The sequence below is a fragment of the Stenotrophomonas sp. RS-48 genome, assembly GCF_030053245.1.
GTDB classification, from domain to species: Bacteria; Pseudomonadota; Gammaproteobacteria; order Xanthomonadales; family Xanthomonadaceae; genus Stenotrophomonas; species Stenotrophomonas maltophilia_P.
In genome coordinates, this window is sequence record NZ_JASGBV010000134.1 from 1 (window position 1) to 7,383 (window position 7,383).

6 protein-coding genes are annotated in these 7,383 nt (G+C 68.2%); 2 read left to right on the plus strand and 4 right to left on the minus strand.

Annotated features, from left to right (window positions below; all coding sequences use genetic code 11):
- Together QMZ25_RS18645 and QMZ25_RS18650 are read right to left on the minus strand one after the other, a co-directional pair.
- Positions 1-823: IclR family transcriptional regulator C-terminal domain-containing protein (locus QMZ25_RS18645; RefSeq protein ID WP_283220115.1), on the minus strand; the 823-nt coding region annotated here is incomplete at its 3' end.
- 101 nt (positions 824-924) lie between these two features.
- Positions 925-3,348, minus strand: coding sequence for a membrane-bound PQQ-dependent dehydrogenase, glucose/quinate/shikimate family (locus tag QMZ25_RS18650; RefSeq protein WP_283220112.1), 2,424 nt, complete (start codon positions 3,346-3,348; stop codon positions 925-927).
- 296 nt (positions 3,349-3,644) lie between these two features.
- Here QMZ25_RS18650 and QMZ25_RS18655 point away from each other — a divergent pair, with 296 nt between their 5' ends.
- Positions 3,645-4,184, plus strand: a complete 540-nt coding sequence (locus QMZ25_RS18655) for an adenine phosphoribosyltransferase (protein WP_053517758.1) — start codon at positions 3,645-3,647, stop codon at positions 4,182-4,184.
- Positions 4,185-4,264: 80 nt separating this feature from the next.
- Here QMZ25_RS18655 and dbpA read toward each other — a convergent pair whose 3' ends face one another.
- Positions 4,265-5,641 carry an ATP-dependent RNA helicase DbpA gene (gene dbpA, locus QMZ25_RS18660; protein WP_283220113.1) on the minus strand — a complete coding sequence of 459 codons (1,377 nt, stop codon included), beginning with the start codon at positions 5,639-5,641 and terminating at the stop codon, positions 4,265-4,267.
- A 69-nt stretch (positions 5,642-5,710) separates the two neighbouring features.
- Positions 5,711-6,790 carry a YeiH family protein gene (locus tag QMZ25_RS18665; protein WP_065175041.1) on the minus strand — a complete coding sequence of 360 codons (1,080 nt, stop codon included), beginning with the start codon at positions 6,788-6,790 and terminating at the stop codon, positions 5,711-5,713.
- A gap of 101 nt (positions 6,791-6,891) precedes the next feature.
- On the opposite strand from QMZ25_RS18665, the gene QMZ25_RS18670 reads away from it, so the two are divergent.
- On the plus strand, positions 6,892-7,383 hold a 492-nt coding region (locus tag QMZ25_RS18670), incomplete at its 3' end, for a LysR family transcriptional regulator (RefSeq protein WP_283220114.1).

Here is a 7,383-nt window from a genome sequence, read left to right on the forward strand (position 1 = left end):
CCACTTCCGCCGCAGTGAGGGTGAGCACGCTGCCCGAATCTCCCGTGCCCAGATCGATGCGCTCGATGTTCAACGCACCAACCACGTCACCGCTGCGCGAACGCACAGGCACTGCGATCGAGCGCAGGCCGATCTCCAGTTCCTGGTCGACCAGGGACACACCTTCGCGGCGCACCTTCTCCAGCGTGTCCAGGAAATCATCCATGCGGGTGATGGTGCGCTCGGTGCGCGGCCGCAGCGGATTGCGTTCCAGATAGCCTTCCAGCGTGTCGCGCGGCAACGCCGCGAGCAACACGCGGCCCATCGATGTGCAGTAGGCAGGCAGACGGCTGCCCGCGCGCAGTCCAATCGACATGATGCGCACGGTTTCCGCACGTGCCACGTACAGGATGTCGTCGCCGTCCAGCACGCCCAGCGAGCAGGATTCATGCACGTCGTCGCGCAGGGCGTCGAGCACCGGCTGCGCTGCGGCGGTCATCGACGACGACGCCACATAGGCACCGCCCATGCCCAGCACGCGCGGCAGCAGCACGTAGCCACGGCCCTGTTCGCCGACATAGCCCAGCTTTTCCAGCGTATACAGCACGCGCCGCACCGCGGCACGCGAGATGCCGGTATCGGTGCTGATCTGTGACATGGTCACTTCGCGTGGGTGCTGCGAGAACACGCTCAGCACGGCCAGGCCGCGACCGAGCGATGTCATGAAGTCCGGATCGCCCTGGTTGTCCTGGATCTGCTGCATCAGCTCATGGGCCAGGCCACGGTCCTGCGGCGGAGCAGGAGCGCGCTTGGGGCGACGGCTGGGAGGAACGGCGGCAGGCATGGCAGCAGCTTTCATCGGGTTCGACCTTGCATGGTAAGCGCTCGCACCAGCAACCGGTACCCGGGTAGCGCCGCCCGGCAGGCGACGCTACGGGGCAGGGTTCACCTGCGCTCGGGCAGCGCGTAGGCAATCACGTAATCGCCGCGGTCCGGCGACTGGCGGGCGCCACCGGCGGAGATCACCACGTACTGACGGCCGGTCTTTGGCGAGACATAGGTCATCGGCGTGCCCTGGCTACCCACCGGCATGCGTGCTTTCCACAGCTCATCGCCGGTACGGCTGTCGTAGGCACGCAGGTAGTAATCCTGCGTGCCCGCGAAGAACAGCAGGCCTGACTGGGTGGCCAGCGAACCGCCCAGGGTCGGCATGCCGATCGGGATCGACAGGCCCATCTTGATGCCCATCGGACCGGTGTCCTTCACCGTGCCCACCGGTACCTGCCAGACCAGTTTGCGGGTCGCCAGGTTGATCGCCGACATCGTGCCGAACGGGGGCTTCTGGCAGGGAATGCCAAGCTTGGACAGGAATCGGTCGCGCAGCGAACCATAGGGCGTGCCGGTCTGCGAGGCCGCGCCCATTTCCACGCCGCCGTCGCCGCTGCTCATCTGCGCGCGCGGAATCAGCTTGGTCCACAGGCCCAGGCGCATGTCATTGACGAACAGATAGCCGGTGGTCGGGTCGACCGAGGCGCTGCCCCAGTTCATGCCGCCCAGCGAACCCGGCCATTGCAGCGCCAGGTCTTCGCCCGGCGGCGTGTACATGCCGTCGTAGCGGAACTGCTTGAACTGGATGCGGCACAGCATCTGGTCGATCGGGGTGGCTCCCCACATGTCCGACTCGGTCAGCGTTTCCGCGCCGATCTGCGGCAGGCCCACCGACAGCGGCTGGGTGGCGGCGTAGCGCTCGCCCTCGGCGTTGCCCTGCGGCGCCGGAATGTCGCGCACTTCGCTGATCGGCACGCCGGTCTGCCGGTTGAGCATGAAGATCTGCCCGGCCTTGGTGACCTGCAGCAGCGCCGGCAATGTGCCGCCCTTTCCGTCGGGTACATCGATCAGGGTCGGCTGCGCGGGCAGATCGTAGTCCCACAGATCGTGGTGTACGGTCTGGTACACCCAGCGTTCCTTGCCGGTGGCGACGTCGAGCGCGACCACGGCAGAGCTGTACTTGTCGTCCTGCGGCGTGCGTTCGCCGGCCCACTGATCCGGCGTGGTGTTGCCGGTGGGCAGGTAGACCAGGCCCAGTTGCGGGTCGTAGGCCATCGACGTCCACACATTCGGCGTCGCACGGGTGTAGTGGATCGACGGATCCAGCGGCACGTCCGGGGTCTCCTTTGAAAGATCCCAGATCCAGACCAGCGCACCGGTGCGCACGTTGTACGCACGCACCACGCCGGACGGTTCACCCACTTCGATGTTGTCGGCCACCCGACCGCCGACCACGATCAGCTCGCCCGCCACCAGCGGCGCGGCGGTGAGGGTGTAGAAACCGGGCTTGATCTCGCCCATGCCGACCTTCAGGTCGACCACCCCGTTGCTGCCAAAGTCCGGGCAAAGGGCACCGGTGTTCGCATCCAGCGCGAACAGGCGGGCGTCGATGGAGGTCATCAGGATGCGCTTCCCGCACAGCGCCGGGCCGGTGCTCGCCACGTCAGTGGCCGGCACTGGTGCCGGTGCCGGTGTAGCCGTCGTCGCGGCGGCCGGTGCGGTGGTCGCATCGAAATAGCCCAGGCCCCGGCAACGCTGCCAGTTCGGTGCGGTGGCCTTGGGATCGAAGGCCCAGCGCTGCTTGCCCGAATCGGCATCAACGGCGATCACCTGGTTGTGCGGGGTGCACAGGTACAGGGTGTCGCCGATCTGCAGCGGGGTGTTCTGGTCTTCGGCGCCGAAGCCGTTGCTTTCCGGTACATCGCCGGTACGCGCGGTCCAGGCCACCTGCAGCTCTTTCACATTGGCCGGGGTGATCTGGTCCAGTGCGGCAAAGCGGGTACCGGCGGTGGTATTGCCCCAGTGCATCCAGTCGCGCTGCTCAGCGCCCTTGGCCACGGGCACTACGGGGGGTGTGGTGCCCTGCGCCGCCTGCACGGGACGCGGCTGGAACGCTGCGAATGCAGTACCCAGCAGACCCACCAGCAGCACTGCAGCCACGCCATAGGCGCCGCGACCGGCCACCTGGCCGCGGCTGCGGCGCAGCACCGGCCAGGCCAAGGCGACCAGCAGGGCGAGCACGGCGGGCATCACCAGGCGCGAAACCAGCGGCCAGAAATTCCAGCCGGCATCCACCAGCGCCCACAGCAGCGTAGCCACGAACGCCAGGCCGTACAGCAGCGCACCGTTCGGCCGGCGCATCACCAGCAGCACGCCGGCCACGGCAGACGCCACGCCCATCAGCAGGAAGTACCAGCTGCCCCCCAGCTGCACCAGGCGTACGCCGCCGACCAGCAGAGCCAGGCCGAACAGCGTCACCAGGATGCCGAGCAGGATCACCAGCACACGGCACACGGCCGGAACCTTCGTCGTCTCGTCCACGTTGCATGAACCTCATTGCAGGAACCCGCGCGAAGGCGGGGAAGCCCCGCGCGCGCCAGGCGTGGCGGGGGCCGACGGCATCCAGGGCGGCTGCGGGCCGTGACGGCGTGCAGGCGTCGATCTGCTTATGACGCAAGGCGGGTGAATGACCGATCACGGCGATTATCGCACGCGTGTGCGATTTTGGCGTGATGCTGTGGCGCCATTGATGGAACGCAGCGGCGCGAAGATGCCGGGAACGGGCAGCGTACGGACGAACCGGTTACCCTATGCCGCCATACAAGCTGGTAGCTGCAATGACCGACGCCACCGTGGCCGTCCCCGCGTGGGCCTCGCGCCTGCGCGACATCGCCGACTTCCCCAAGCCCGGCATCCTGTTCAAGGACATCATGCCGCTGCTCGCGCACGGCGAGGACTTCCGTGATGCCATCCGCGCGATGGCCGACCGCTGGCGCGACCAGAAACTGGACGCGGTGGTGGGTATCGAATCGCGCGGTTTCATCCTGGGCGCCGCGATGGCACTGGAACTGGGCGTCGGCTTCGTGCCGGTGCGCAAGCCGGGCAAGCTGCCCGGCCAGGTGCTGCGCGAGGAATACACACTGGAGTACCGCAGCGACTGCATCGAAGTGCATGCCGATGCGCTGGCGGCCGGCGCGCGCGTGGCGATCATCGATGACGTGCTGGCGACTGGCGGCACGCTGGTGGCCGCATTGTCGCTGGTGCGGCGGTTGGGCGTGGACGTGGTCGGTGCTGGCGTCCTGGTCGAGCTGGATGGCCTGGGTGGCCGCGCCCGCTGGCAGGCGGACCTGCCGCTGCACACCGAGCTGGTGTTCTGAGACTGCCGCCGGGCATGGCCCGGCGCTACCCGTTCTGAGACTGTCGCCGGGCATGGCCCGGCGCTACCTGTCGCTGGGCCTTACATCATCCGTACGCGGAAGCGGCGGCCCTTGATCTTGCCGGCCTCCAGTTTCGCCACGGCCTTGCTGGCCTGCTCGCGCGCGATCGCCACGTAGGAGCGGGTCGGGAAGATCGCGATCTTGCCGATGAACTTGCCCGACAGGCCGGCGTCGCCGGTCAAGGCGCCGAGGATGTCGCCCGGGCGCAGCTTGTCTGTCTTGCCACCGTCGATGCGCAGGGTGCGCATCGCTGCCTGCGGCAACTCGGCGGGACGTGACGTCGCCAGCGGCGTTTTCTGCCAGTCCAGCGCATGCCCCATCTGTGCTTCGATCGCTTCGGCGCGGGTCTTTTCGCGGCCCGCGACCAGGCTGATGGCCAGGCCGCTGGCGCCGGCACGGCCGGTACGTCCAACGCGGTGCTGGTAGCTTTCGACATCGGTCGGCAGCTCGTAGTTGATCACCGCCGCCAGCTCTTCCACGTCCAGACCGCGCGCGGCGACGTCGCTGGCGACCAGCACGTTGCAGCTGCGGTTGGCCAGGAGCAGCAGCACTTCCTCACGGTCACGCTGCTCCATGTCACCGTGCAGGGCCAGCGCCGAGAAGCCGAACTGCTGCAGCGAATGGGCGACCTCATCCACGTCCTTGCGGGTATTGCAGAACACCACTGCCGATTCGGGCGTGTACTTGAGCAGCAGGCCGGCCAGCGCCTTCTGCCGATGGGCCGGCTCGACCTCGCAGAACAGGTGGCGGATGGCCGGCGCCTGGTCAGCGCCTTCCACCGTGACTTCAACGGCATTGCGCAGCAGGTCACGGGCAATGGCACGGATGCTGTCGGGGAAGGTGGCCGAGAACAGCAGGCTCTGCCGGTCCTTGTGGGTGCGTCCGGCGATTTCGCGGATGGGCTCTTCAAAGCCCATGTCGAGCATGCGATCGGCTTCGTCCAGCACCAGCGTGCGCACCGCGCCAAGATTCAGCGCGCGCTTGCGTGCCAGCTCCTGCACGCGGCCAGGGGTGCCGACCACCACGTGCGGGTCGTGGCCTTCCAGCGAGGCGAGCTGTGGTCCCAGCGGTACGCCGCCGACCAGCAGCAGCAGCTTCAGGTTGGGGATGCCGGTGGCCAGCTTGCGGATCTGCTTGCCGACCTGGTCGGCCAGTTCGCGGGTCGGGCACAGCACCAGCGCCTGTACGCGGATCAGGCTCGGATCGATCGCCTGCAGCAGCCCCAGGCCGAACGCAGCGGTCTTGCCGCTGCCGGTCGGAGCCTGCGCGATCACGTCGCGGCCATCGAGGATGGCGGGCAGGCTCTGGGCCTGCACAGGGGTCAGGGTGGTGTAGCCGAGGGCATCCAGGCCGGGCTGCAGGGCCGGGCTCAGCGGCAGGGTCGAGAAATCAGTCATGGCGCATTGTACCTGCGCGCGCGGCCGTCACCGTCTCCCGGGGCAGCGGCCGTATCGGCAGACCTGCGCTCAGTGCAGCATCGCCAGCACGCCCTGGTGGATCGCCAGGCCACCGAACAGCAGCCAGGCGAACAGGAGCAGCGCCAGCAGCAGCGGCTTCAGGCCCGCCTGGCGCAGCGCGGAGACATGGGTGGTCACGCCCAGCGCCGCCATCGCCATCGCCAGCAGCACCGTGTCCAGCTGCACCAGCGCTGCGTGAAGTCCGGCGGGCAGCAGCTGCAGCGAGTTCATGCCGGCCACGGCGACGAAACCGAACGCGAACCACGGCACAACGATGCGGGCCTTGCTGCCCTCGGACGTTGCCCTGCTGCCGCGTGCCAGCCAGAGCGACAGCACGACCAGGAAGGGCGCAAGCAGCATCACCCGAACCATCTTGGTGATGACGGCGGTATCGGCAGCCGCCTCACCCACGGCACGGCCGGCAGCCACCACCTGCGCCACTTCGTGCACGGTCGCCCCGGTGAACAGGCCGTACTGCCGCGCGTCCATCGCCAGCCAGCCGTGCGACTGCAGCAACGCATACAGCGCCGGATACAGGAACATGGCAAGCGTACCGAACACCACCACGGTCGATACCGCCACCGTTACCTGTGCCGCACGACCACGCACCACCGGCTCGGCCGCCATCACTGCCGCCGCGCCACAGATGGCACTGCCGGCGCCGATCAGCATCGCCGCCTCACGCTCCATCCTGAACACGCGCGTGCCCAGCCAACAGGCCAGGCCAAATGTGCTGGCGACCACCAGCACGTCCATCAGCACGCCGGCGATGCCGACATGGCCGATGTCCTGGAACGTCAGGCGCAGGCCATACAGCACAATGCCGGCACGCAGCAGCCAGTGCTTGGCGAAGCCGATGCCTGCCGCGCTGCGCGGCGCCAGCCGCGGGTAGAGGGTATTGCCGACCGCGATACCGGCGACGATCGCCACGGTCAGCGCGCTCAGGCCATGCGCCTGCAGCCATGGCAGGTCCGCCAGATGAAGCGATGCCGCAGCGAGCAGGCCCGCCAGCAGCAGCCCGGGCAGGCGCGGCTGCCAGCGCTGCCGCAGAACGGGCAGGGACCAGGTGGAGGGGGCGGAGGTGCTCATCGCGGGACCGGTGTGGGGAACGATGAAAAGCATGCGCCTGCGCCAATGACCTGTAAAACGAATAATATAAGTAGAATCTACCTGCTTTATAGGTAAAGGCCATGCGCCTGACTCTGCGCCAGCTACAGGTCTTCGTCGCCATTGCCGACCACGGAAGTACCTCCGCGGCCGGCCAGGCCATCGCGCTCTCGCAGTCGGCCAGCAGTGCCGCCCTGCAGGAGCTGGAGGCGCACTTCGGCACGCCCCTGTTCGACCGTGTCGGTCGCCGCCTGGTGCTGAACGGCCATGGCCGCGCGCTGCTGGAACCGGCCCGCGCGCTGCTGGTCAATGCCGTTGATCTCGAGCGCCAGCTCGCTGCAGGCGGGGACCCCGCGCAGGGGGCACCGTTGCGGCTGGTGCTGGCGGCCAGCACCACCATCGGCAACTACCTGCTGCCGGCGCGCATCGCCGACCTGTTGCGGCAGGCGCCACAGGCGGAAGTCGATCTGCGCATCGACAACAGCGCCGGCGTGGTCGCCGCTGTCCAGCGGCTGGATGTGGATGCCGGCCGGATCGCGGGGCCATGCCACGAGCGGGGTTTGCTGGTGACCGCG